This is a genomic window from Alteromonas sp. ABH4_457 (genome assembly GCF_056160625.1).
In genome coordinates this window covers 190,088-214,836 of record NZ_JBSWXN010000008.1, presented here as the reverse complement: position 1 = coordinate 214,836, position 24,749 = coordinate 190,088, and the positions used below count along the sequence as shown (strand labels likewise).

Here is a 24,749-nt window from a genome sequence, read left to right as displayed (position 1 = left end):
GCAACAATAGCAACAGATAAAAAAGAAGGGCGCCTGCAATGCAAGGCGCCCTTCTCATTTATATCAAATCAGCAGTATTTATCTGCTGCGTAACAGCGCCCCAAGATTGCGGCGGGCACCGTTGTTCTGCGCGTCTTCCGTCGCACAGCGGCTGCGTGTACATAACGAACGCATTACTGCGATGTCACGGGTATTCACTTTGCCGTCATTATTTAAATCGAAAGCCATGTCGATAGCCTGACGGGCGATGATAGCAAACATGAAACTGCGGATATCATTGTTATCCACGTCTTCGTCGCCGTCCCAGTCACCTGTCACTGCCTGCACATCTGCGTCCAGCTGATAGGTACCGATAACCGGATCATGGTCAGACGCACGGAAGGGCAGCTCGTTCAGGAATGAAGCCGGCTTATATTCTTCGTTATAATCGAAGAACTCCGGTTCATCACTGTTGATGTGCCATTCAGTAACATCCACCAGCATATCGCGGGCAGCGGCGTTGTTGAACATGTAATCCAGCGTACCCACAAGGCCGTCATAGGTATAGCTGTAAGACGCACTGCCTTTCAATTCAGACACGGTGTCGGTAAAACCGGCTTCTGCCAGTACCTGCACAGGATCTTCCTGAGCATAAGCGTTGTAGTCTCCCAGCAGGATCATCGGCGTGTCCTGATAAGTGCTTTGCAACCATTGTGCAATGGCCATGGCGGCACGGGTACGCTTACGGTTACAGAAACCCTGTTCGGTATTACCGTCTTCCTGACAGCTGCTGCTTGAACCTTTCGATTTCAGATGGTTAACATCAACCACAAAGGTTTTACCGCTTTCAGTGTGTGTAAACAGTTGTGACAGCGACGGACGGTTACCGTAGTCTGCAAACAACACGCCTTCCTCATCAGAAGGACTGTTCGCTTCCATCAGAATCTGCGGTGCACCTGAAGGTGTAACCACGGCAGGACGATACAGAATACCTGATGTAATCGCATCGGTGCCTAACTGTTCAACACCGGCATCTACATAGGCGTAAGTGCCTTCACCGAATTCCGCATTCAGCGCATCAACCAGATGAGCCACTGTACTGTCAGCACCGAAACCGTCATTTTCCAGTTCCAGCAGACCCAGTACGTCAGCATCAATGGCTACCAGCGCGTTGACAATTTTCGCCAACTGGCGCTGATATTCTGCATAGGAATCTGCACCGCGCTCTGTTGGGAAACCACCTTCATTACCGTCACCGTTGAACAGGTTCAGTACGTTGAAGCTGGCAATTTTCAGGTTACCTTCAGATACCACTGGCGCATCTTCACGGTAGTTATCAGCCAGTAAAGACGGCACCTCAACCGGACGGATTCGGTATGCAGAATAGCCATAGTCCATCACGCCGGTTACACCGGTGATCAGGTCGCCGGAACGGATAGTGTTGTAAGGTGTGAAACCACCTGCAGGCAGCATCCACTCTGACGCATAACCGTCTGCATTATCGTCAATGATCAGCTTGTTCAGCCCGTTGGCTGTCGCCAGGTCTGCCGCTTCCTGAGAACCCGGTGCATACAGTTGTGTCGGGTTGAACAGACGTTCTGTAGACACCCAGATTTCACCGAAGTCAGAATACGGATAGATATTGCTGATCACCCAGTTTTCGTTACTGGTTACCAGCATACCTTCATATTTTTCAAATCCGGAAGCATCTGTCATAGGCAGAGTAATCGCCACTGCAGACACAGAGCCTGAACCACAGGACAGGGCTTCTGAAGAGGCAGTGATCATTGTGCGGCCGTAGTCTTCACCAACCGTACCCGCTAAACGGACAATCTCACCTTCAGTGACAGAGCCGGCCAGAGAAGCGCTGGCAATGAACACACCTTCAGAGGTTGTCTCGTCGCCGTCACTGTCGCTGCTTTCTTCCTGAATCCAGAAACCGTCCAGAGCCGGTGTCACATGGGTCACAATGGCTTCAACAATCACGCTCTGACCTGAAAGTGGTGAGCTGTCACCGCTTCCCTGTACAGCACTGATGTATGTCGCTTCGTCACCGCAAATACCTAATGATGCGTCACCGCCATCATCATTGCCGGTGCCGTAGAAACCGAGGTAATCGAAGGTATCCTGAGCGTACGCATCCCATTCAACACTGGGGTCGAAGGCATCATAGGCATCACTGTCGCCTTCCGTAACAGAAGACTTGCGTACCAGCGTGCGGTTTTGTGTACGCACGTCACCACCAGACCAGTATGAACCGGGGTCTTCTCCGATAACACCAATACTGTCAATGATCACGCCATTGTTACGTAGCACAACAGCATCATCACCGTTGAACTGAACGCTGCCGCTGGTCATGTCTGCCACATTCAGGATTGGATCTTCCGAAGAAGTATGCGCCAGCACAAATACATCACCCGCAGCCAGTGTGCCGGTTAAAGTGAATGTCTGACCGGCAGAGGCCGACCCGTTAAAGTAAATCTGCACATCGTATGTACTCAGGTCGATGTCAGACAATGTCAGGTTAGCAATCTCAACCGCTTTATTATTAGAACCGCCTTCAATGTATTCAGAAAAGAAAAGCTCTGTGGCTGGTGCTACGTAAGAACCCAGCGGGAAAGGCATTGCCGCAGTGGCATTGCTGGTTTCACCGTCAAACACATTGGTACCGGCAACCTGCCAGTCTGCAATGTTAAACGTTGAAGAAGCACTGCCGCCGGTACGGTAAGCCCAGCTGTCCAGATAATCCCAGTCTGTGCCCGTGCCGTCAGTATCACGGTCACCGTAGTAATCTGCCAGCGCGCCGTCACAAAAGACTTCAATGGCATCGTCACCGTTGATAGACATAGCACCACTGGTGTAATCCGGTGCAAAACCGAAGAAGTCTGCGAACCCTGTGGCCTCGCTGGCAACATAAATGAATTGGCCGGCCACAGCTGATACCGCAGGGAAAGTGAATTCCTGACCGTCAGAACCGCCACCATTATTCGCGCCGCCGACACCACACACACTGAGATCATCAATGTTCTGCGTTACCAGTAATTCGATACCTTTAGGTGTACCGCCGGATAACGGGCCGTCAAATACACCGGTAAGCATCAGTGCACCGCTGCCGGAAGGTTGTGGTTCCGGATCGGGCTCCGGTTCAGGATCGGGCGCGGTTACATCACCACAGCTGTCTGCATCGTAAAATAAGTCGATCCATTCAGGATGGTCGACAAACGGATTACGGTTGCCCTGATATTCATAGATGGCACTGTGACGACGGGTTTCGTCTGCATCTACAGGATCAGCATTGCTCCAGGCAATCAGCGTACACAGTTTGCCCAGCGCCGCTTCACCATTTGAGGTGATACGGTCAACCAGTACCAGGTCAGGCGTAACATCGCTGCCGGCGCCTTCATAGCGCATATCCATGTACATCATCATCCGCGCGATGTCGCCTTTTACCTCGTCACGTGGCTCGAAAGAGTCACTGTCGATACGGTTGGCCGGCGCTTCAGAAAGGGCGTTGTCGGAATTGTCGAAATCCAGGTTGCTGCGGCTGCTGTTTACAGTAATGTCAGACGGACGCAGGTGCTGAATATCGGTATAAGCTTCATTTGACGAGCTGCTGAAACCATGACTCTTTGGCCAGCTGTGCTCACGGTTCCAGTAGTCAGGCTGGCTGGAATACTCGCCGGAGCCGTTTTCTGACTTAGGAATCGATTTGCCGGAATAAATCAGAATGATGTTATCAGGATTTGCAGGATCTTCATCGGTTTCCGTTAATGCCGTCCAGACTTCAGAATAAGTCAGTACCCGTTGACCGGAAATGGTTTCACTGAGTACCTGACGGATAACAGAGGTGTCGGAACTGGCATCGATTTCAGCCTGAACCGCCGCGTAGTATGTAGCAGCATCAAATTCACCGGCATCTGCAACTTTGTCCAGATCAGGACAGTTTGTGCAAACACCGCTTAAGTCTTCGTCACCGCCGCCGGTGCCACTGCCATCATCGCCGCCGTCATCACCACTGCCGGTGTAATCGTGGCTGCCCAGGCCTGTGAAATCATCCTGAGCCAGACCTTCCCATTCCGACGTATCATAGGCATCAAACGGGTCAGTATCGCCACCGGCAACACTGCTTAAACGTATGAGTGTGTCGTTCGCTGTGGTTACACTGCCGCTGCCCCAGGAAGAACCGGGGTCAACGCCAACCTGGCCAATACTGTCCAGTACGTTACCGCTGCTGTCAGTCAGAACAATGGCGTCATCACCGTTGAACATGGACTGTGAAGTCAGCACATCAGCCAATGCCTTCAAAGTGTCTCCGGCACTTGAACTGGCAATAACTTGTGTACTTTGCGCTGCGATTGAACCTGAAAGTTCAATGTTTGCGCCCGCTGCAGTTTTTCCGTTGAAATAAATGGACAGTGTATAACCAGTCAGTGATACCGCGCTGTCTGTCGGGTTATAGATTTCTATCGCTTTATTAGAGCTACTCCCTTCAACATACTGAGAAATAAGCAGTTCATCGCCAATGGCAGATGCTGATATCCCCAATACGAGAGGAAGCAGGATTGGTGCTTTCATTATTAGTGCTCCTGCTTGTAATTAGAAACTATCCCAAAGTGCAGTTGCAGAGTATAAAGAAATTACTACAAAGAAATGACAATTTTTTGGCCAGCAGCGGTACTTTTTTGACCACATGGTCTGTACTGCCTGACAGCAAAGGGATGCAGGAATATCAGAGAAAATTGATGTACAAGGAAGGGGTTGTGCCCTGAGAATTCAGGGCAATGAAGAAAGTTGCGGGATAACAGGTTAGTTTTGTACCAGCGCGCTGGCCATCTCTTCGTTAAACCATTCTTTTATCATGGCTTTTTCGTAACCCAGGTGCGTATTTTGGGTGAAGGTACGGGGGTTATCTAAAAATCCCATATCCTTTAAATCAACATCTGCACTCTTAACGACTTTGCCCGCTTCGTTAGTGAGGGTGTAGCTGAATTTAATACGCGGAATGTCCACCCGTTTCACAATGCGAACATCGGTGCCGGTGGCGTTGCCAAAGACAAAACTGCTTGGCCACACCTGGCCGGCAAGATCCAGATTTGTCACCGTGATCGCAAGCTTGTCTTTTTCAGGCAGCTTCTCTGCCAGTTTGGCGAAGTATTCGTCCAGCGCTTTAAATGTGCGTTCGCGGAATTTCACCCGGCTTTCATTAGCAGGACGCACATCAGTGTACTTCTCCGGCTTTTCCCAGGTAATTTCTGTGGTGGCAGACCATGCCTGTACAGACAGCAATAAACTGCCGGCGGTCAGAGAAACCAGTGCAGTTCTAATCAATGTGTTCATGCTTTGCATCTCCCCGATAATTTCGGCCGCGTTGCCCGCGGGCGGCGAAAACATTCTCCGGTTATCCGGTGCCTGCTTTGAGTGGATTTACCGCGCCTCTCATGCGAAATCCCGCACGGAGACAATAAGCAGACACTTTGTTAGAGCAGTGATTAAGCAGATTGTTCCGCTAAATCACCATTATTAAAGCATGAAAAGATGAATGGAAGCTGAACCGCGTTCAGTAGTCCATCGCCAGCAGGCCGGTGGTCTCTATTGAGTGGCAAAACTGCGCCAGTTGCGCACCGTGGATATAAGGATTGATGTTGTCTGTACCACAGAATTTCTTATGGAAGATTTGCACACTGTGGCGGCTCGCCATGATGCCGTCCACGTATTCCTGCTGGAAGGGACGAAGCTGGCCCCGTTGTGCTGCACTGATTGTGTGAAGCTCAGCGAGTTCATTTCTGTCCTGCCAGGTAGCCACATAGGCATACCACTGGCCGACCACATCCTGTGCATCTTTGAACATGTACTGGACGAAGGGTAACCGAAGCACAAAGACCAGTACTACAATCTCTGAAACTACCACAAAACTACGCCACATCTGCTTTACTTTTTCCTGTTGTTTTCTGACTACCCCGGCCTGTTCCCCGCCCGGTAATAAATCATTGGTGACAATTAGCCCTGTAGATAATTTAACCGCTTAACGTCAAGTGCAACAGATTTGTTTTCATACTTATTTATGAGGTTTTATAAGCCTGAGTAGTATGCACAGAAAGGGTTTATTTGATCTATATTAAGTGTGGCGGACATACACTTGTTATACTGCCCGCAGTACACTACACACCTGTGCCAGTCAAGGTTGCCTAATGAGCGAACAAATTCAGGTAAAACAAGTATCCACGGTAAAAGTACACCAGCCCGCCGGCGGCGTAAGTCATAAGCGTCAGTCTGCACGCAGTCAGATTTATGTGCGCGCGGTGAAGGGCCCCATCGAAACGTTCCGCCGCCTGTTCGGTTTTATCTTCCTGGGTTTATTCGCCGTGATCCCCTGGATCCGCTATGACGGCCATCAGGCCATTCTTCTCGATATCATGGAGCAGCGGTTTACCATCTTCGGTCTGACTTTATGGCCTCAGGACCTTACCCTGCTAGCGTACATATTTATCGTCGGTGCTTTCGCCCTGTTTTTTGTTACCACATTTGCAGGCCGTGTGTGGTGTGGTTTTATGTGCCCGCAAACTACCTGGGTCTACATGTATATCTGGTGCGAAGAGAAAATTGAAGGTCCCCGTAATAAGCGTATCAAGCTGGATGAAAGGGCCATGGACTTCGACAAGTTCTGGCGCAAAACACTCAAGCACAGCGCGTGGATTGCCATCGCCCTGCTGACCTCACTGACGTTTGTGGGATACTTCACGCCAATCGGACAGTTATTTATCGATTTTTTCACCTTCAATGCCGGCTTCTGGTCAGTATTTTCCATTCTGTTTTTTACCTTCTGCACCTATGGTAATGCCGGATGGATGCGTGAAATCATGTGCACCCACATGTGTCCGTATGCCCGTTTCCAGTCTGCCATGTTTGATAAAGACACCTTCACCGTGTCATACAATTACAACCGTGGTGAAAAACGCGGACCCCGCCCCCGCAAACTCAGTCATGAAGATCTGGCGACAAAACAGTTGGGAGACTGCATAGACTGCAACTTGTGTGTGCAGGTGTGTCCCACCGGTATCGATATCCGTAACGGTCTGCAATACGAATGCATTAACTGCGGCGCCTGCGTGGATGCCTGCAACGGCGTTATGGAGAAAATGAATTATCCGAAGGGACTTATCAGCTTTACCTCTGAGGAAAGGCTGACCGGCGGAACCACTCATATCGTCAGACCCAAACTGATAGGCTACCTGATTGTCCTGCTGCTGATGGTCGGGTTACTGATTGCCGACATTGCCACCCGCACGCCGCTGGAAGTGGATTTAATCCGCGACCGTAATTCTCTGTACAGGGAAAACGGTAAAGGCAACGTGGAAAACGTCTACACCATTAAGATTCTGAATAAATCTCAGGACACCCACACCTATACCATTCAGGTTGAAGGCCTGCCCGATTACAATATTTTGGGTGACACAACCGTGACTGTGGGTGGCGGAGAAGTCTTCAGTATGCCAATATCTCTGGAAACCTCTCCGAAGAACCTCAGCGAGGCGGTAACGGAAATATCATTCCGTGTCCGTACTCAGGACGCTGAGGGCAATGTTGTGGAAGTCAATGAACCAACAAAATTCCTCTACCGGTGAAACACCTCAGGGTGATTTCGCCTTTTCCGGGCTCAGCCCGGATACTGTTTTAGACGCGCTGGAAACCTGTGGCATTTATCCTGAGTCCGGTTTACTGGCGCTGAACAGTTACGAAAACCGCGTATATCAGTTTAAAGCCGAAGACGGTCAGCGCCTGGTGGTCAAATTTTACCGTCCCGGTCGCTGGACAGATGAACAGATCCTCGAAGAACATGCCTTTGCTCTGGAGCTGGCCGGTGCCGATATTCCTCTGGTAGCCCCGCTTACCATCGATGGCAAAACTATGCAGCAGACTTGCGGATTCCGCTTTGCGATATTTCCGTCGGTAGGCGGCAGACAGTTTGAAGTCGACAACCTTGATCAGATTGAATGGATGGGACGCTTCATTGGCCGTATTCACCGTGTGGCTCAGGCCAAACCTTTTGTTCACCGGCCAGAGCTGAATACTCAGAGCTTTCTGGATGCACCAAGAGATGTGCTTACCCGCAGCCGCTTGCTGCCGTCACATCTGGAAACCGCTTTTTTCGCTATTCTCGATCCGCTGATCAAAGAAACCCGCCAGCGCTACCATAATTCAACCCTTATCCGCTTACATGGCGATTGTCACCCCGGCAATATTTTGTGGCGTGATGGTCCCATGTTTGTCGACCTGGACGACTGCCGCAGCGGTCCGGCCATTCAGGATTTGTGGATGATGCTTTGCGGTGACAGGCAGCAACAGATGTTGCAACTTGATGTGCTGGTGGAAGCCTATGAAGAATTCCATTCATTCGATAACAGCCAGCTTACCCTGATAGAACCTCTGCGGGCGATGCGTATGGTGCACTATATGGCATGGCTGTCACAGCGATGGGAAGATCCCGCTTTCCCCCGTGCATTCCCCTGGTTTGCCGAAGACAAATACTGGGAAGGACAAATTCTGGCACTGAAGGAACAGCTGGCAGCCCTGCATGAACCGCCGTTAAAACTGGGTTACTAGCCCTGAGATGTGAGCGACTTGTCGCGTACGCTACCCGGACGGGAATTGCTGTGGTACTCTTTTTTTGTATTTTGGTTTTACGGATTGTTAAACAATGAAAAAAATAGGTTTATTTCTGCTGGCGGCACTGATGATCCCGTTGCAGGCCTGTGCAGATGACGTTAAATGGAAAGAAGGTACGCACTATAAAGTACTGGATGAGCCGGCGACAGCCAAACCGGAAGTGTATGAATTCCATTCATTCTGGTGTGGTCACTGCTACCGCTTCGAGCCGGTTGTAGCTGAAATTAAGAAAGATCTGCCTGCCGGCACCAAGTTCACAAAAATTCACGTAAACTTTATGCCCGGTGCCTCAGAAGAAGCACAGAACGATGCTACCCGAGCCATGATGATTGGCCGTGCAATGAAAGAAGAAGACAAGCTGAACGGCGCAATCTTCAAATACATTCATGAGCAACGTGCCCCGGTGACAAATCTGGCTGATCTGAAAAACCTCTTCGTAGTTAACGATGTTGATCCGGCTGAGTTCGATAAGCTGGCTGCCAGCTTCGGCGTAAACAACATGGTGAAAAAGAACATCAAGTTGCAAGATCAATACCGCGCCTATGTTCGTGGTACGCCATCTTTCATCGTGAATGGCCGTTATCAGGCAACGTTCACCCAGGGCATGACCATGGATGACGTGAAAGACCTGATCGTGTGGTTGTCTACACAGTAAGCTTTTTACAAATCACTTAAAACGCGCCGAACGGCGCGTTTTTTCTTTGCTACACAGGAACCCTTTTATGACAGATATTCAGGCTCAGGCCACTTTTATCCGTGAGCTCGATAATCTCAAAGCCGTGAAACGTCAGGTCCGCCTGCCCTGCGATGGTGACCGACAGGAGAACAGCGCCGAACACAGCTGGCACGTGGCGTTAATGGCATCGGTGCTGGCACCGTACGCAGAACAAAACGTGAATATTCACCGTGTCATACAGATGATTCTTATCCACGATCTGGTTGAAATCGATGCCGGCGATATGTTTGCTTTTGCTGAAGCGGCCGATCATGCTGAGCAGGAAGAAAAAGAATTTGCCGCCGCAGAGCGCATCTTCGGATTACTTCCCAAGGGCCAGGGCGAAACCTTGCTGGCGTTGTGGCACGAGTTTGAAGCTGCAGAAACACCCGACGCTAAATTTGCCAAAGCCATGGACAGAGTATTACCGGTGTTTCAGAACATGGCAGCAGAAGGCGGAAGCTGGGTGCGTCACGGGGTAGCGAAAGAGAAAATTCTTGCCCGCAACGCCCACTTACAACAAGCCGCCCCGGGCTTATGGCGCTATGTGAACGAACAGCTTGATGTGGCCGTTGAGAAGGGATGGCTGAAAAGCGGTGACAAGGCTTAGCCTGTTTGAGCTGAGGGATGTCTGCAAATCGCTCTCACACGATGAGACAAGCACTGTACTTTTCTCTTTACCTTTTTGTCTTCAGGTAAAAGCTCCAGTTTTATTTGGAACAACAAGAGGGTCGTTTTATGATGGAAGTATAGATACTCGTATGCTGTGCTGGATCCTTGTTAAATTTCTCTGCTGTCATTAAATGTTGTCTGCTGCTTCCACTGTGGTTATTGCTCTGGAGGCTGTCTGTATTTCTGGAGTATGCACCGCACGCGAGTCTCTGGTTTCCTCCTGCAGGACTTACCTTTGCAGCTTTCTTACTCATGGGAAGCAGATCTGCAACGCTTGCTGTATGGCTTGCCTGCATGCTCTCTACATTCTGGGAAAACAGCTTATTTAATACTGCCAGGGATACCGCTGAACTGTTAGCTTCCGGCAGTATCTTCGCTACCCTGCACACGTTCCTGTATGGTGGAGGCGCGTTACTGCTTAAGCGCCAGATGGCGCTTTCAGCGTCTTTTAACTTAGTCACTCTTGTGACCAGATTTTTGCTGATTGCCGCTGTCAGCAGTCTGATTCTGGCGGCAAGCGGGTTGGCTCTGATTTATTCTTACGATGGCGTTGACAGCCTGATTGCCTGGTGGATTGGGGATATGACGGGTGTTGTAGTTATGACCCCGATATTTGCCGGTATAGTCACCCGTTTATTTCCACGTTACTCATTCATGCCGGAAATTAATTTTTATGATCGCCCGAAAGCCCTTTCGACGTTTATCTGGAAACTGGTACTGACAGGTCTGCTATTAAGCATAATTTTAGTCACGGCAGAATGGCTTAACTCAGAGGAGATAGCATGCTTCATTTTCTTTCTCGCTATTCCTGTCACCTGGATTGTATTTACTGAGACGCCATTCAGAGCCAGTATCAGCCTGGCTGCAGTGAGTGTTTTGACTGCGGCAATAGTGGCGGTTATTGGTGTAGACACGCAGGCCTATATTTACCAGTTCGGCATCAATGTCATCGCCTGTAGTGCTTACTTTACTATGTGCGTCCCTGCACTGGCAGCGGACAACCGGGCACTGTTTGAAAAAGTACATATAGATTATCTGACGCAGGCCTTAAACCGTGAACACTTCACGGCTCTGGCTGAACAGCAGCTGAAATACGCAGCCCGTTACGACAAGCCGGTCAGCCTGATTGTTTTTGATGTGGACAAGTTCAAAGTGATTAACGACACCTACGGGCACTCTGTGGGTGACAATGTACTCAGAGAGATTGCTATTTGTGTGCGTCAAAAATTACGCAAAAGTGATGTGTTCGGGCGGTTTGGCGGAGACGAATTTGTTTTACTTTTACCCCGGACAAATGTACACAGGGCCAGACAGGTTGCCGCTACGTTAAGAGAAAACATCTCACAACTTTCGTTTACTGGTTTTGAGTTTACTGCCACTTGTAGCTTCGGTGTCGCTGAAGCAACTACAGGCGCTCCATTTGGGCAGGCATTTGATGAGGCTGACAGAGCACTTTACGATGCAAAAAAAGCCGGCCGGAATCGCATCATATAAGGTTCCGCCGCATTCACAACTTTACGTAATTTTTCATTTTCGTTCAGACAAACCTACTCACTGCCTTTTCTGTCGAGCACCTGCTGCCAGTCGTCAGGGTTATTCACATTCATCAATTCGTCTGCAAATTGTGGCAGGGCTACCGCTTCGCAGCCGAAACAATTGAGTAATCTTCGCAGAGATAATGAGGACTGATCTTTAACGCATTGTTTGAGGTTATTCATGCCCTGCTGCGAGTAGCAGATCACCAGTGGCATGATAGCATCAGTGGTATATACGCTGGTCTTACGCTGGCGGCTCTCCTGCAGAATTGCCTGCAGGCACGATGTGGTACAAAGAGGCATGTCTACCGGCATAACCAGTAATCTGGCATCATCCTGAATACGGGCTTGGCCGAGCATACTGAAAAGGGCCATGGCCGGCCCTTTATCTTCGTATAAATCGGTAAAATCACAGTCTGTTTTGCCAAGGGTGTAAACCATCTCACAAACACCTGACAATGTTTGCAGGGTAGTATCCAGCAGCGTCAAACCATTCAGTGTCAGGCGGGATTTATCCCGCCCCATTCTGGATGACTTGCCGCCGCAGAGAACTAACCCTGCGGTTTCATGACTTAGAATTTCGCGCCGATCCAAACCCATACTTTATCAGTGTCCACTTTAATATCACCGGCAGAATACGTACCGTATTTCAGACCCAGTGTGAAATGCTCAGCTACTTTTGTGACGTATTGTACATTGATTTCACTACCGAGATCACTGACCCCTTCAGTGGCTTCATTTGCATCAAACGCGTGATAAGCTGCCAGCCATTTACCACCTGCCAGACCGCCACTGACGGTAAAGGCCAGGTCTTCCAGACCCTGTGCCGGTGTAGCAAGGAATTGATCCGTCCAGCCGTTAAACTTATGCAGGGTCGCCAGCGGTGTAGAGAAGCCGTACATGCCATTGTCTGAACCCAGCACTTCATAAGTCACTTTAGCCGTGATGCCGGAAACCACTGCACCACCTTCTAACATGTAATAATCGGCATCATAGCTGGCCGCGGGGGTATCGCTGGTTTGCGTGGCATATTCAGCATTATAAATCCATTTCACGGAATCCGTTGCGGTGCTGCCGGCATAGCTGATGCCGTAGGTATCGAGTCCGTTATCAACACCGTTATCCACTTCCAGTAAGTAAGCATACGCCGTGAACTTACCGATATCGCTGCTGTAAGACAGGTTCAGCAGGTGATCTTTACTGTCCAGGTCTGCCGCTTCAGCGAAAATACGGTTACGTTGGGTAACATACCCGTAAAATGCAGACATATTACCTGACGTGTACTTTGCGGTTACCCCGTCGAAGGTTTGCCAGTCCTGACGCCAGCCCACGTGGCCGACAAAGCGGTGACCGTCAAGTGCAATGATCTGACGACCGCCTTTAATGGTCAGGCCTTCATTCTTATATTGTACAAATCCCTGGTGCAACTCGGTGGTTTCAGGGTCTGCGATAACGGAATATTCACCCGCCTGGTAACCGGCCGGTGGCACTGAGTAATCGCCCTGCCCTAAAGCAATACGCACATCTTCCATTTCAGCAGTGAAAGAAAAACCTTTGTAGCTACCGGATGTAATTCCCACCATTGTACGTAACGTCAGGGCATCGGCGTCAGCCAGCGCGTTATCCTGTTGCACACCCTCGTAACGCAAATTAAAGGCTGCCGTGGCAGTGGTTTCTTTCATTGCGTCATACCAGTCGGCTGCCATAGCCGGGGAAAAGACACCTGTGAGCGCAACAGCAAGCAGTGTGCGCGGGTACATTGCAGTTAGTTTCATCGTGTGTTCCTCTGATTTTGAGACAGAGATAGCCCGCCCGTGCCTTGCGGCTGAGCTATCCTATTGTTTTTATTAAACTGTGTGCTTTAGTCAGGCAGCATCAGACTTTTTTGCTGATGTAGCCTTAGTGTTTTTTGAATCTTTTTGACGGCTGTTAACCGGCTCAACTTTTTTCTGTTTTTCGTACAGGAAGGTGAGTACTTCATGGCGGTAATGGTTGTATTCCGGGTTATCTGCCAGCACCAGACGATCCCGTGGTCTTGGCAGATTAATATCCAGAATTTCACCAACCGTTGCAGCCGGACCGTTAGTCATCATCACAATGCGGTCAGACAACAAAACGGCTTCATCCACGTCATGGGTAATCATGATGACGGTGTTCCCAAGATCAGCATGGATGTCCATCAGTGAATCCTGCAAATGGGCACGGGTCAGTGCATCAAGGGCACCGAAGGGTTCGTCCATAAGCAGCACTTTGGGCTCCATAGCCAGTGCGCGGGCAATACCAACACGCTGTTTCATCCCGCCGGAAATTTCCGAAGGCAGCTTGTCGATCGCATGGGTCATATGCACCAGCTCAAGGTTGTGCATCACCCAGTCTTTTATTTCGGCTTTAGACTTACCACGCAGAGTTTGCTTAACAGCAAGCTCTACATTTTTGTAAACGGTCAGCCAGGGCAGCAAAGAATGGTTCTGGAATACTACCGCCCGCTCCGGACCGGGCTCTTTCACTTCAGCGTTGTCCAGGATGACACCGCCGGAAGTTGCCTGATGTAAACCGGCAACGATGTTCAGTACGGTGGACTTACCGCACCCTGAGTGGCCGATTAGTGATACAAATTCGCCTTTGCTGATTTTCAGGTTTACGTCCCGTAAAGCAGTGAACGGGCCTTTCGGGGTAGGAAAATCGATACCTACCTGCGTCAGTTCAAGATGTTTTGCAGTCATATCTGTTTCTCCTGATTAGCGTAATACGCTGTTTTTGTCCCAGCTCACCATGCGCTGAAACATCAGCATGATGCGGTCCAGTACGAAGCCGATGGCACCGATAGTCAGTACAGCAACCATAATACGGGCCAGTGATTCTGAGCTGCCGTTCTGGAACTCATCCCACACGAACTTACCCAGCCCCGGGTTTTGTGCCAGCATTTCTGCAGCAATCAATACCATCCAGCCAATACCCAGCGACAAGCGCAAACCGGTAAAGATCATCGGAATTGAGGCAGGTAAAACAATTTTAGTCAGGTGTGTAGGCGGCTTGAGACGCAGTACGCGGCTTACATTCACCAGGTCTTTGTCGATGTTAGAGACCCCCACTGCCGTATTGATCAGTGTTGGCCACAAACAGCACAGTGATACTGTGAAAGCAGAAGTGACAAATGACTTGGAAAACATCGGGTCGTCTGACACATAAAGGGCACTGACTACCATCGTTACCAATGGCAGCCAGGCCAACGGAGACACGGGTTTGAAAAGCTGGATAAGTGGGTTAATCGCGGTATAAGCAGACTTGCTTAGTCCGCACATTATCCCTACCGGTACAGCGATGAGCGACGCAATAAAAAAGCCGACCATAACGGTGTACAAGCTTGTCCAGATTTGATCAAAGAAGGTTGGTGCGCCGGTAAAAGGACGAATTTTCGGTACATAGTCCGGGTCCTTTGCTGCCCGCGCTGCATTACGTTCTTCCTGTCGCTCGTAGAATGCGTCAGCCTTTTCCCGTTGCGCATTGTGTTCGTCCATGAGAGTCAGCGCCTGTGTCCATACCTGTGCCGGACCAGGGAACTGGCCCAGTGACGTATCGATGGTTTTTGCTACCCCGTTCCAGACGGCAAGGAAAAGCAGTAAACCAATGACTGGCAACAACAACGCTTGCAGGTTTGATAATATGACCTTGCCCATATTGCCTTCTTTTAATCCAATGGATGTGACTAATGACGCTGACTTGCTCATGTTCGTCTCCCGTATGCGTAATTAAAGTACGGTGTCGCCTTTCAGGCCGATACCAAAGCTTTCCAGATAAGCATTGGGCTTAGTACCGTCGTACGTTACGCCGTCAATGAATTCTGATTGAGGTGGTTTAAAACCAGATTCTGAGTCGAAATCAGGGAAGTCTGCAGCTTTCGCTTTGCCTTCCGCGATTAGCGCTTTAGCAGCGACAGCGTAGATGTCAGGACGATACACTTTCTTCGCCATGTCCATATACCAGCTGTCAGGTTTCGCTTCAGAGATCTGACCCCAACGACGCATTTGCGTTAAATACCAGATTGCATCGCTGTAGTACGGGTAAGTAGCGTTGTAGCGGAAGAATACGTTGAAATCAGGCACCTCACGCTTATCGCCTTTTTCGTATTCAAACGTACCGGTCATGCTGTTCGCCAGTACCGCTTCATCTGCACCCACATAAGAAGGTTTAGAGAGAATTTTTACCGCTTCAGGACGGTTAGCGTTGTTGTTTTCATCCAGCCACATCGCTGCACGGATCATCGCTTTTACAACACGAAGGTGCGTGTTCGGGTACTTTTCGGCCCATTCGTTGCTGACACCGAATACTTTTTCCGGGTTGTTTTTCCAGATTTCATAGTCGGTAATAACCGGTACACCAATGCCTTTAAACACGGCTTGCTGGTTCCACGGCTCACCTACGCAATAACCGTAAATGGTACCCGCTTCCATGGTAGCCGGCATTTGCGGCGGAGGTGTCACAGACAGCAGTGCCTGAGCATCAATCTGACCGGATGTGTCACCTTTGTGCGGTGCATAGAAGCCCGGGTGAATACCGCCGGCCGCCAGCCAGTAACGCAGCTCGTAGTTGTGGGTGGATACCGGGAATACCATGCCCATATTAAAAGGTTTGCCCGCTTCACGGTAACTGTCGACTACCGGCTTCAGATAATCCGCTTTAATCGGGTGAACCGGTTGACCGTTTTCCTGAGGGATGTGCTTTTCCATCTCCTTCCAGATGTCGTTGGAGACGGTAATACCGTTACCGTTTAAGTCCATGCTGAATGCAGTAATGATGTGCGCTTCAGTTCCGAAACCGATGGTTGCACCCAAAGGCTGTCCGGCCAGCATATGTGCACCATCCAGCTGACCGTCAATGACACGGTCGAGCAGAACCTTCCAGTTTGCCTGCGCTTCCAGCGTGACATACAAACCTTCGTCTTCGAAGAAACCTTTCTCATAAGCAATAGCCAGAGGTGCCATATCAGTCAGTTTGATAAAGCCGAATTTAAGCTCTTCTTTCTCGGGCCAGTCAATTTCCTGTGCTGTAACAGCTGAGACGCTTGCGCCTGCCATTGTCAACGACAGAGCCAGCGTAGATGCCAGCGCTTTTACTTTCTTTGTCAGACCAAATAACGGTTTTGACGCTTTCATGTGGGTTCCTCGTTGCCAAAAAAAAACCCACCACCTTAGCGAATGACCGCTAAGGTGGTGGGCTTCGTTGCCGCACTCCAAATCACTTTGAAGCAAGAATAAGTTGTAAGCGCGTTACTATGAATGTTCTTTTAATAAGCAGTAACTATCGCAAATTGGTTATTGCATCAGGTATGCCAAAAATTAAAAGCTATTAATATCAATCGCTTAGAAAAATACAGCATTAGGAACAGTAAAGGCTGTTTCAAATTTGTGCACAAAAAGCGCGCATTGCGCTCAATTGGGATGCAAATAGAAACCCGCCGACGTGTATCATTAAGGTGTAAATAAACATTAAATTAACAAAAAAGGCAGTTAAACTGCCTGATTTGCGCCACAAAATGCAGAATATTGCCGGTAACGGCAGGATGAAGAACTCAGCCTTACAAAGACTGAGTGAAAGGTAAAGCTTGCTTGTCTCTGTTTTGCCAGAGAGTAACAGCCTGCGTCGCGGCTTCCTCTGATGATAAGGAATCTGTCAGCATCAGATAGCTCACCAGGGTCGCATGAACGGCCTGCTCACCATATTGATGCTGAATATCGCCGCGCCAGAAGGCCAGCATATCAGCAATGTCCATATCCCTGTCTTTCATGGCCCACTTTTCCGTAAAAGCAGGTAACACCGCCGTTTCCGTCTCACCTTTACGGGTAATAAACAAATCCGTAGGCCTTTCACTATTCACTTCCGGATCGCCACCATCTCCCCGGAAACACAATGAATCCCACGCCGTGAAGGCTTCATTGACGTGCCGGTGTTTATGATCAAGATGCATATGATAAACACCCTGCACACAATACGGGGCTACCGTAGGATTCAGTAACCGCGCCAACGTATTCGCACAGGAACGCAGCGCAAAGACTTCGCGGAGCTTTATCAGAGTATTTAGCGGCGGCAGAACCACGCCTAAATCCAGATAGCTGGCATTGAAGCTGTCCAGTTGAGACTTCGCTTCGCTGATTGATGTCATAGCCTGCAAGCCCAGCGTTGGCAGCACGTGGCTGGCATATAAGCGACCGGAACCGGGTTCATGGGCACCGTGCAGAAAAACCCGTTTTCCTGTTTTTGCCAGCAAAGCTGCAGATAAAAGGTACCAGGGCAACTGGCGTCTTTTACCGGCATAACAACCAATGTCTACGTCAGGTTTGAGTGTGGCTAAATCTTGCGGGATAAGTTGATGGCATGCCTGAACAAAGCCAATGACTTCTTCGGGAGTTTCTTCACGGGTACGGAGCAACATTAAAAATGCGCCCCTTTGATCACCGGTCACTTCGCCGGCCAGCAGCATTCTCATCGCGGTGAATGCTTCTTCTCGGGTCAGACTACGGCTGCCTTTCTGACCCTTTCCTATTATTTTGATGTACTGACTAAATTCCTGCGACATGGGTTACCTGCTGAAGCAGTGCTGTGGAGACCTGTTGGCAAGACTTTACCACCTCTCCGAAGATCAACAAAGCAGGACCTTGCAGGTTTGCTGACGTTACCTTTTCAGCGATAGAAGAAACAGTGCCGGTGATCACTTGCTGGTTGGGAGTGCAAGCGTTCTCAATCACCGCCACCGGAAGGGTTTCACGAATACCGGCATCCACCAGCTCAGACGTGATTTTGCTCAACCGGGACAATCCCATGTACACCACAACAGTTTGACGCTGCATGGTATCTGCAAGCGTTGCCCAGTCGGGCATCTGGTTTTTATCTTTAAAACTGGCGGTGGTTAATGTCACCGACTGCGCGCAGTTGCGCTCTGTCAAAGGAATGCCGGTATAAGCCGAAGCCCCTGAAGCGGCAGTGATCCCGGGCACAATGGCAAACGGAATGTCAGCGGCTTCCAGCGCAGCGGTTTCCTCACAGGTACGGGCAAAAACTGCCGGATCCCCGCCTTTTAGCCGCACCACATTTAATCCTGACTGCGCCAGCTCAACCACCCGCTTGCAGATGTCATCCTGCACCATTGAATGTTTGCCTGCCCGCTTACCCACGAATTCCGTTTTCACATGGCGGGGAATTTCTGCAATGACAGACTCATCCACCAGCCAGTCAAACAGCACCACATCGGCCTGCTGCAGGCACTTCCATGCTTTGATGGTCAGCAACTCTGCATCGCCCGGGCCGGCGCCGACAATAAATACCTGCCCCTGTTTTTTCTCATCCGTCAGGGATGCCGGCGTCGCTGGCTGCATGACACGGTGACGTTGCTGGCCGGTCATCAGCTTACGGAAGAACATTTGCGGCAGTTTTGCGATGGCTGAATTAATCATGGAGAAGCACCTCAGGTGTAACTGCTTTTGCAGCTTGAGTAGAAGAATAACTGTCGAGCATCTTCTGCAGTTCCGGTTTGCAGGAACCGCAGTTAGTACCGCATTTAAGTTCATTGCCCAGTCCGTCGACAGAGGAGCAACCTGCCTGAATGGCAGTTTCAATGGTTTTTTCCCGCACGGAGAAGCAACTGCATACCAGTTTTCCGTTGAGGAACGCTTCATCAGGTGTACCGCGCAACAGATTAGCCAGCAGCTCTGAAGAGATGTCGTCCTGTTGCAAACAACTGTCCAGCCACTCATCAGGTAAAGCCCGGTAGCTGTTTTCCAGCCATAAACCAAAAACAAAACGATTCTCACTGGTTGCGATGACCGTCAGACCTTTTTCATGCTGACGGGTAACGAGTAACCAGTGCGCGGGAAGCACGCTTTTCAAATTGCTGAACAGACTCACGGTGTCGTTGTTGCTGGCGATGCGGAAGGCCGTGCCGCCGTCGGTGGTGGTTTTCGCCCAGTAATCAAAAGCCGGAGACAGAGCCGCTGCCACATCAGCGTCGCTGATAATCATTTGTCCGTGTAAATTAAAACTGACTGCGGCAACACTCACCGCGCCCTGTTTCAGTTCAGGCTGTCCGGATAAGGGGTCGTGGGCACCATTAAACAACGCACCAAGTGTCAGGTTAGAGCCCCAGGTAGCAGACCAGTGAATAGGCGCAAAACAATTGCCTTTACGCAGCTGTTTGTCTTCAACCACAGGTAAAATAACCGGTTCACCGGTATTGCAGGCGCTGTTCACAGCAACCAGTTCCTGTGCTGACAGTCCCAGCGCTTTTATATCTTCAGGGTGCAAAGACAGTTGAGAATACGGTGCATGCTTGAGTAATTTCCCTGCTTTACCGGTACGGGTCATGGTATGCCACTGGTCACGACTGCGACCGGTATTAAGCACAAACGGAAATGCTGATGTGGTTTGCTGTTCAGGCAAACGGGGGGAAATCGCGATAAACCGGGCTTTTTTATCTGCGGTAAAAAACGCGCCATCAGCAAACAAGCGCGTCGCGCCGGCTACTGTTTTTTCCGGCACCGGCCACTGCACAGGACGGAAGTTATCGTATTGTGCAGTTGTTAAGCCGCTAAGGCCGCCCAAATCCAAAGCACGGTCGCCGTGATTCTCAAAAGCGGTCAGGCGGGCATGTTCATCGAAAATTTCAGCCGGGTGCTGGTAATCAAAATGTTCTGCAAACCCCATTTTTGCTGCCACAGCACATAATGCCTGCCAGTCATGTCTGGAATCACCTGCCGGTTTCAGTAAACCGCGCTGGCGTGAAATACGTCTTTCTGAATTGGTTACTGTACCGTTTTTTTCTGACCAGCCGGATGCCGGCAGCGCAATATGAGCAAACTTCAGAGTATCGTTTTTGGTCACCATATCCGATACCACAACCATATCGCATTTGCTCAGTGCCGCTTCGACTTCACAGCGGTTTGGCATGCTCACCACAGGGTTAGTGGCCATGATCCAGACAAACTTCACTTTGCCTTCATTAATCCGCTTAAACAGATCAACCGCTTTTAACCCCGGCTTTTCAGCCATACGGGGCGACTGCCAGAAACGTTGCACCCGATCACGGTGCTGCGCGTTATCAATATCCATGTGAGCAGCCAGCATATTCGCCAGTCCGCCAACTTCGCGGCCGCCCATGGCATTAGGTTGTCCGGTAATGGAGAACGGTCCGCTGCCTGTTTTGCCAATTTTGCCTGTCGCCAGATGGCAGTTGATAATGGCATTACCTTTATCTACACCACTGGTGGACTGATTGATACCCATAGAGAAAAAGGTAATGGCTCGTTGACGTTCGAGGAACAGCGTGAACAGTGCCAGTATATCGTGCTCCGGCACGTCACATTCTTCAGCCACACGGCTCAGCGAATATTCTGCCGCACTGGACAGTGCCGCCTCAAAACCACTGGTTGAAGCGGCAATAAAATCAGTATCCAGGCCACCGTTTTGTGCCAGAAAATGCAGCAGACCGTTAAACAGCACTGCATCAGTGCCCGGTTTTAACGGAATGTGTAAATCGGCCAGCGTGGATGTATCTGTTGCCCGCGGGTCAACCACAACCACTTTCATATCCGGATTTTGTCGTTTTGCCCGCTCCATACGCTGGAACAGCACCGGATGTGTCCAGGCAGCGTTGCTGCCTGTAAGGATGAGCAAATCCGTCTGCTCCAGGTCTTCGTAGTTGCACGGTACGATATCTTCCCCGAAAGCGCGTTTATACGCGGCAACCGCAGAAGACATACAAAGTCGTGAGTTGGTGTCGATGTTCGCGCTGCCAACATACCCCTTCATAAACTTATTGGCGACGTAGTAGTCTTCAGTGAGCAGTTGTCCTGAAACATACAGCGCCACAGCATCCGGGCCATGCTCATCAATCACATGTTGCATTTTTTCAGCAATGGCGCTGGTTGCAGTGTCCCAGGATACCGGCTTGCCGCCCATCTGAGGCTGAGTCAGGCGGCCATTAAGATCATTGGTTTCAAGCAGGTTGGTGCCTTTTACACATAATCTGCCGAAGTTGGCCGGATGTTCAGGCGTACCGGTAAGGGCTTTAAGCGTTGTTTTATTGCCTGCTGTTTCCAGCGTGATGTCCACACCACAACCAACGCCACAGTAAGGGCACGTTGTCTGCGCAAGCGTTGGTGTCCTGGCAACACTTTTAGGGGCAGACTGTACTGAAATTACTGTGGCGCGGGCGTGATTCATGGTAGTTACCTGTGCTTTTAATGGTGGTCAGCAGACCTTTTAAACCGGAATCTTACAGTGCAACCTGTACGCGGCCGTCTTCAAGACGGACATCGTATACAGACAGGCTGACTGCTTCATTCTCGACACATTTCCCCGTCACCAGAGAGTAATGCTCTTTATACAAAGGAGAGGCAATCACGGCTTCACCTTTAACAGAACCGACAATGCCGCGGTATATCACATTGGCTTTACCTACCGGGTCCCAGTTTGAGACTGCGTAAAGGTTGGTGCCGCCGGCTGTGTTCAAGGCGAAGATCGCAACCTGTTGTTCGTCAATCAGGGCGCACACGCCACTGTTGGCAACCAGGTCACTTTGTTCACAGATGTCGTGCCAGCGCGGCATGATTTCTACAGATGCTTGCATGATATTGTCTCCTTAAACCAGCTCTACCGGAATACGCGATGTACCCGCAATTTTCTCTGCCTCTGTGGCAGGGCGGATCTGACCACGCTCGTCTACAAACTGAATGTTTGAATCGCTTTCTTTACTGTTCACAAACTGACGGAAACGCTTCCGTGATTCAGGTGACTCCAGTGTGGTTTTCCATTCGCACTGATAAGCATCAACCACAGCCTGCATCTGATCTTCCAGCTCCTGACAAATACCCAGTGCATCATCAATCACGACAGATTTAAGATAATCGAGTCCGCCTTCCAGGTTTTCCATCCACACCGATGTGCGCTGTAATCTGTCAGCTGTTTTCACGTAGAACATCAGTACACGGTCGATATATTTGACCAGTGTTTCATCATCAATATCGGTGGCGAACAAATCTGCGTGACGGGGCTTCATACCGCCGTTACCGCACACATACAGGTTCCAGCCTTTTTCCGTTGCAATTATGCCAATGTCTTTGCCCTGTGCTTCTGCACATTCACGGGTACAACCTGATACTGCAAATTTGATTTTGTGAGGTGCACGCAGGCCTTTGTAACGATTTTCCAGATCAATAGCCTGACCTACAGAGTCCTGTACACCGTAGCGGCACCAGGTGCTGCCCACACAGGATTTAACCGTACGCAGTGCTTTGGCATAGGCGTGGCCGGTTTCAAAACCACCGTCGACCAGTTCCTGCCAGATATCAGGTAACTGCTCTACACGGGCACCGAATAAATCGATACGTTGTCCACCGGTTATCTTGGTATACAGGCCATATTTCTTCGCCACTTCACCAATCAGGATAAGGCCTTCCGGGGTGATTTCACCGCCGGGTACACGGGGTACAATGGAATAAGTACCATCTTTTTGCATGTTACCCAGGTAGGTATCGTTGGTGTCCTGCAGCGGCAAATTAGTTTGCGTAAGAATGTAGTCATTCCATACTGAAGCCAGAATAGAGCCCACTGCCGGCTTACACACATCACAGCCCAAACCGGTACCGTGCTTTTCAAGCAGTGCATCGAAGCTTCGGATCCCTTCCACTTTTACCATGTGGTAAAGCTCCTGGCGGGTAAAGTTGAAATGCTCACAAATGGCTTTTGACACTTCCACACCACGTTTCTCAAGCTCGCTGTCCACCACATTTTTAAGCAGTGCCGCACAACCACCGCAACCCGTTGCCGCTTTGGTCGCTGACTTCACGTCGCCAACACTGCAGCAACCGCCGTCGATGGCTGCCGAAATATCGCATTTCGCCACGTTGTGACAAGAACAGATAGTCGCCGTATCCGGCAGCGCATCAGCGCCCAGAGCAGGCTTGTCTGACGATGAAGGCAGAATAAGCGATTCAGCGTGCTCAGGCAGTTCAATGCCGTTTAACGCATATTGCAATAAGGTATCGTAATCACTGGTATCACCTACCAGCACAGCACCGATAACCTGCTTTTGAGCCGCATCAACCACCAGCTTTTTGTAAACGCCGTCTGGCTGGTTGTGATAGGTATAGCTCAGTGCGCCCGGGGTTCTGGCATGTGCATCACCGATAGAGCCCACTTCTACGCCCATAAGTTTAAGTTTGGTACTCATGTCAGCACCGGCAAACTCACCTTCTTTACCGGCGATGTTTGCTGCAACCGCACGGGCCATGGTGTAGCCTGGCGCAACCAGACCAAAAATACGGTTGTCCCATAACGCACATTCACCGATAGCATAGATGTCGGGGTCAGATGTCTGGCACTGATTGTTAATGACAATACCACCACGTTCGCCTACTGCCAGCTCCGCTGACCGGCCCAGAGCATCCGACGGGCGTATACCGGCAGAGAATAAAATCATGTCGGTTTCTAAGTGTGAGCCGTCGGCAAACACCATGCGGTAGCGGCTTTGTTCACCGGCCTCAATCACTTGGGTAGCTTTTTGTGTATGTACTGTTACGCCCAAATCTTCAATTTTAGTGCGCAGCAGATCACCGCCCTGCCCGTCCAGCTGGACGGCCATCAATTGAGGCGCAAACTCAACCACGTGTGTTTCTACACCGGCTTGTTTCAGTGCGTTTGCTGCCTCAAGACCCAGCAATCCTCCGCCTACTACCACGCCAGTTTTACTGACGGCAGCAGAGGCTTCGATGGCCTGAAGATCTTCAATGGTTCGATAGACCAGACAATGAGGCTGGTCGTTACCCGGAATAGGTGGAACAAACGGATATGAACCGGTTGCCATCACCAGCACATCATAATCAAAGGTGTCAGTTTTGGTGCTGACGGTTTTGTTCTTACGGTCAATGCTTTCGACCCGGGCATTCAGCTTAAAGTTAACGCCCCACTTGGTATAAGTTTCTTCATCTGTCATGGCCAGATCGGCTGCCGTTGCACCGGTAAACCACGAAGAAAGATAAACACGGTCATATGCCAGACGGTTTTCGCCACTTAACACTGTAATGTCACAGGGGTACTCACTGGCGACCAGTTGTTCGACAAAGTGGTGACCAACCATCCCGTTACCGATAACGAGTACTTTTGGATGTGTTGTTGATGTTGTCATTGTTTAACCC

The 24,749-nt window shown here is 50.1% G+C and carries 18 protein-coding genes; 5 read left to right on the top strand and 13 right to left on the bottom strand.

Annotation, left to right across the window (positions count from 1 at the left end; all coding sequences use genetic code 11):
• Positions 1 to 78: 78 nt before the first annotated feature.
• The 3 genes from ACXAGR_RS20865 to ACXAGR_RS20855 all read right to left on the bottom strand — a co-directional run bounded on the left by ACXAGR_RS20865 (position 79) and on the right by ACXAGR_RS20855 (position 5,902).
• Positions 79 to 4,554 (bottom strand): ExeM/NucH family extracellular endonuclease, encoded by a 4,476-nt coding sequence (locus tag ACXAGR_RS20865; protein WP_474852312.1) that lies wholly within the window; start codon positions 4,552 to 4,554, stop codon positions 79 to 81.
• A 231-nt stretch (positions 4,555 to 4,785) separates the two neighbouring features.
• Positions 4,786 to 5,316, bottom strand: coding sequence for a DUF3016 domain-containing protein (locus tag ACXAGR_RS20860; protein ID WP_474845070.1), 531 nt, complete (start codon positions 5,314 to 5,316; stop codon positions 4,786 to 4,788).
• A gap of 220 nt (positions 5,317 to 5,536) precedes the next feature.
• On the bottom strand, positions 5,537 to 5,902 hold the full coding sequence (locus ACXAGR_RS20855) for a hypothetical protein (RefSeq protein WP_474845072.1): 366 nt from the start codon (positions 5,900 to 5,902) through the stop codon (positions 5,537 to 5,539).
• 265 nt (positions 5,903 to 6,167) lie between these two features.
• Here ACXAGR_RS20855 and ccoG point away from each other — a divergent pair, with 265 nt between their 5' ends.
• The 5 genes from ccoG to ACXAGR_RS20830 all read left to right on the top strand — a co-directional run bounded on the left by ccoG (position 6,168) and on the right by ACXAGR_RS20830 (position 11,524).
• Positions 6,168 to 7,601: a cytochrome c oxidase accessory protein CcoG gene (gene ccoG, locus ACXAGR_RS20850; protein WP_119500071.1), complete on the top strand. Its 1,434-nt coding sequence runs from the start codon at positions 6,168 to 6,170 to the stop codon at positions 7,599 to 7,601.
• Positions 7,573 to 8,580, top strand: coding sequence for a serine/threonine protein kinase (locus tag ACXAGR_RS20845; RefSeq protein WP_474845075.1), 1,008 nt, complete (start codon positions 7,573 to 7,575; stop codon positions 8,578 to 8,580). The genes ccoG and ACXAGR_RS20845 overlap by 29 nt, the downstream gene beginning before the upstream one ends.
• Positions 8,581 to 8,674: 94 nt before the next feature.
• Entirely contained in the window at positions 8,675 to 9,298 is a 624-nt protein-coding gene (locus ACXAGR_RS20840) for a thiol:disulfide interchange protein DsbA/DsbL (protein ID WP_119500069.1), read from the top strand.
• A 67-nt stretch (positions 9,299 to 9,365) separates the two neighbouring features.
• Positions 9,366 to 9,968 (top strand): HD domain-containing protein, encoded by a 603-nt coding sequence (locus ACXAGR_RS20835; protein ID WP_474845077.1) that lies wholly within the window; start codon positions 9,366 to 9,368, stop codon positions 9,966 to 9,968.
• 167 nt (positions 9,969 to 10,135) lie between these two features.
• The gene (locus ACXAGR_RS20830; protein WP_474845079.1) at positions 10,136 to 11,524 is read left to right on the top strand and encodes a sensor domain-containing diguanylate cyclase; all 1,389 of its coding nucleotides are present in this window, start codon (positions 10,136 to 10,138) and stop codon (positions 11,522 to 11,524) included.
• Positions 11,525 to 11,577: 53 nt separating this feature from the next.
• Here ACXAGR_RS20830 and mobA read toward each other — a convergent pair whose 3' ends face one another.
• The 10 genes from mobA to nirB all read right to left on the bottom strand — a co-directional run bounded on the left by mobA (position 11,578) and on the right by nirB (position 24,739).
• Positions 11,578 to 12,165, bottom strand: coding sequence for a molybdenum cofactor guanylyltransferase (mobA, locus tag ACXAGR_RS20825; RefSeq protein ID WP_474845081.1), 588 nt, complete (start codon positions 12,163 to 12,165; stop codon positions 11,578 to 11,580).
• Positions 12,138 to 13,340 carry an alginate export family protein gene (locus ACXAGR_RS20820; RefSeq protein ID WP_474845083.1) on the bottom strand — a complete coding sequence of 401 codons (1,203 nt, stop codon included), beginning with the start codon at positions 13,338 to 13,340 and terminating at the stop codon, positions 12,138 to 12,140. Before ACXAGR_RS20820 ends, mobA begins: the two co-directional genes overlap by 28 nt.
• A 90-nt stretch (positions 13,341 to 13,430) precedes the next feature.
• On the bottom strand, positions 13,431 to 14,288 hold the full coding sequence (locus ACXAGR_RS20815) for an ABC transporter ATP-binding protein (protein ID WP_119500064.1): 858 nt from the start codon (positions 14,286 to 14,288) through the stop codon (positions 13,431 to 13,433).
• Positions 14,289 to 14,303: 15 nt separating this feature from the next.
• Positions 14,304 to 15,293, bottom strand: coding sequence for an ABC transporter permease (locus ACXAGR_RS20810; RefSeq protein WP_474845086.1), 990 nt, complete (start codon positions 15,291 to 15,293; stop codon positions 14,304 to 14,306).
• A gap of 21 nt (positions 15,294 to 15,314) precedes the next feature.
• Entirely contained in the window at positions 15,315 to 16,640 is a 1,326-nt protein-coding gene (locus tag ACXAGR_RS20805; protein WP_442858449.1) for a CmpA/NrtA family ABC transporter substrate-binding protein, read from the bottom strand.
• A 500-nt stretch (positions 16,641 to 17,140) separates the two neighbouring features.
• Positions 17,141 to 18,139 (bottom strand): glycosyl transferase family protein, encoded by a 999-nt coding sequence (locus ACXAGR_RS20800; RefSeq protein WP_474845088.1) that lies wholly within the window; start codon positions 18,137 to 18,139, stop codon positions 17,141 to 17,143.
• Entirely contained in the window at positions 18,123 to 19,013 is an 891-nt protein-coding gene (gene cobA / locus ACXAGR_RS20795) for a uroporphyrinogen-III C-methyltransferase (protein ID WP_474852310.1), read from the bottom strand. The genes ACXAGR_RS20800 and cobA overlap by 17 nt, the downstream gene beginning before the upstream one ends.
• Positions 19,006 to 21,777, bottom strand: coding sequence for a nitrate reductase (locus ACXAGR_RS20790; RefSeq protein WP_474852308.1), 2,772 nt, complete (start codon positions 21,775 to 21,777; stop codon positions 19,006 to 19,008). The genes cobA and ACXAGR_RS20790 overlap by 8 nt, the downstream gene beginning before the upstream one ends.
• 52 nt (positions 21,778 to 21,829) lie before the next feature.
• Positions 21,830 to 22,183, bottom strand: a complete 354-nt coding sequence (gene nirD, locus ACXAGR_RS20785; RefSeq protein ID WP_474845094.1) for a nitrite reductase small subunit NirD — start codon at positions 22,181 to 22,183, stop codon at positions 21,830 to 21,832.
• Between the two features lie 12 nt (positions 22,184 to 22,195).
• Positions 22,196 to 24,739, bottom strand: coding sequence for a nitrite reductase large subunit NirB (nirB, locus tag ACXAGR_RS20780; RefSeq protein WP_474845096.1), 2,544 nt, complete (start codon positions 24,737 to 24,739; stop codon positions 22,196 to 22,198).
• Between the last annotated feature and the right edge of the window lie 10 nt (positions 24,740 to 24,749).

Excerpts from the sequence above, each read along its gene's own strand:
- ACXAGR_RS20810 (WP_474845086.1), bottom strand. The coding sequence starts at position 15,293 with ATGAGCAAGTCAGCGTCATTAGTCACATCCATTGGATTAAAAGAAGGC.
- ACXAGR_RS20865 (WP_474852312.1), bottom strand. The coding sequence starts at position 4,554 with ATGAAAGCACCAATCCTGCTTCCTCTCGTATTGGGGATATCAGCATCT.
- ACXAGR_RS20855 (WP_474845072.1), bottom strand. The coding sequence starts at position 5,902 with ATGTGGCGTAGTTTTGTGGTAGTTTCAGAGATTGTAGTACTGGTCTTT.
- ACXAGR_RS20800 (WP_474845088.1), bottom strand. The coding sequence starts at position 18,139 with ATGTCGCAGGAATTTAGTCAGTACATCAAAATAATAGGAAAGGGTCAG.
- nirD (WP_474845094.1), bottom strand. The coding sequence starts at position 22,183 with ATGCAAGCATCTGTAGAAATCATGCCGCGCTGGCACGACATCTGTGAA.
- ACXAGR_RS20840 (WP_119500069.1), top strand. The coding sequence starts at position 8,675 with ATGAAAAAAATAGGTTTATTTCTGCTGGCGGCACTGATGATCCCGTTG.
- ACXAGR_RS20820 (WP_474845083.1), bottom strand. The coding sequence starts at position 13,340 with ATGAAACTAACTGCAATGTACCCGCGCACACTGCTTGCTGTTGCGCTC.
- ACXAGR_RS20815 (WP_119500064.1), bottom strand. The coding sequence starts at position 14,288 with ATGACTGCAAAACATCTTGAACTGACGCAGGTAGGTATCGATTTTCCT.
- nirB (WP_474845096.1), bottom strand. The coding sequence starts at position 24,739 with ATGACAACATCAACAACACATCCAAAAGTACTCGTTATCGGTAACGGG.
- ACXAGR_RS20845 (WP_474845075.1), top strand. The coding sequence starts at position 7,573 with ATGAACCAACAAAATTCCTCTACCGGTGAAACACCTCAGGGTGATTTC.
- cobA (WP_474852310.1), bottom strand. The coding sequence starts at position 19,013 with ATGATTAATTCAGCCATCGCAAAACTGCCGCAAATGTTCTTCCGTAAG.
- ccoG (WP_119500071.1), top strand. The coding sequence starts at position 6,168 with ATGAGCGAACAAATTCAGGTAAAACAAGTATCCACGGTAAAAGTACAC.
- mobA (WP_474845081.1), bottom strand. The coding sequence starts at position 12,165 with ATGGGTTTGGATCGGCGCGAAATTCTAAGTCATGAAACCGCAGGGTTA.
- ACXAGR_RS20860 (WP_474845070.1), bottom strand. The coding sequence starts at position 5,316 with ATGAACACATTGATTAGAACTGCACTGGTTTCTCTGACCGCCGGCAGT.
- ACXAGR_RS20790 (WP_474852308.1), bottom strand. The coding sequence starts at position 21,777 with ATGAATCACGCCCGCGCCACAGTAATTTCAGTACAGTCTGCCCCTAAA.
- ACXAGR_RS20805 (WP_442858449.1), bottom strand. The coding sequence starts at position 16,640 with ATGGCAGGCGCAAGCGTCTCAGCTGTTACAGCACAGGAAATTGACTGG.
- ACXAGR_RS20835 (WP_474845077.1), top strand. The coding sequence starts at position 9,366 with ATGACAGATATTCAGGCTCAGGCCACTTTTATCCGTGAGCTCGATAAT.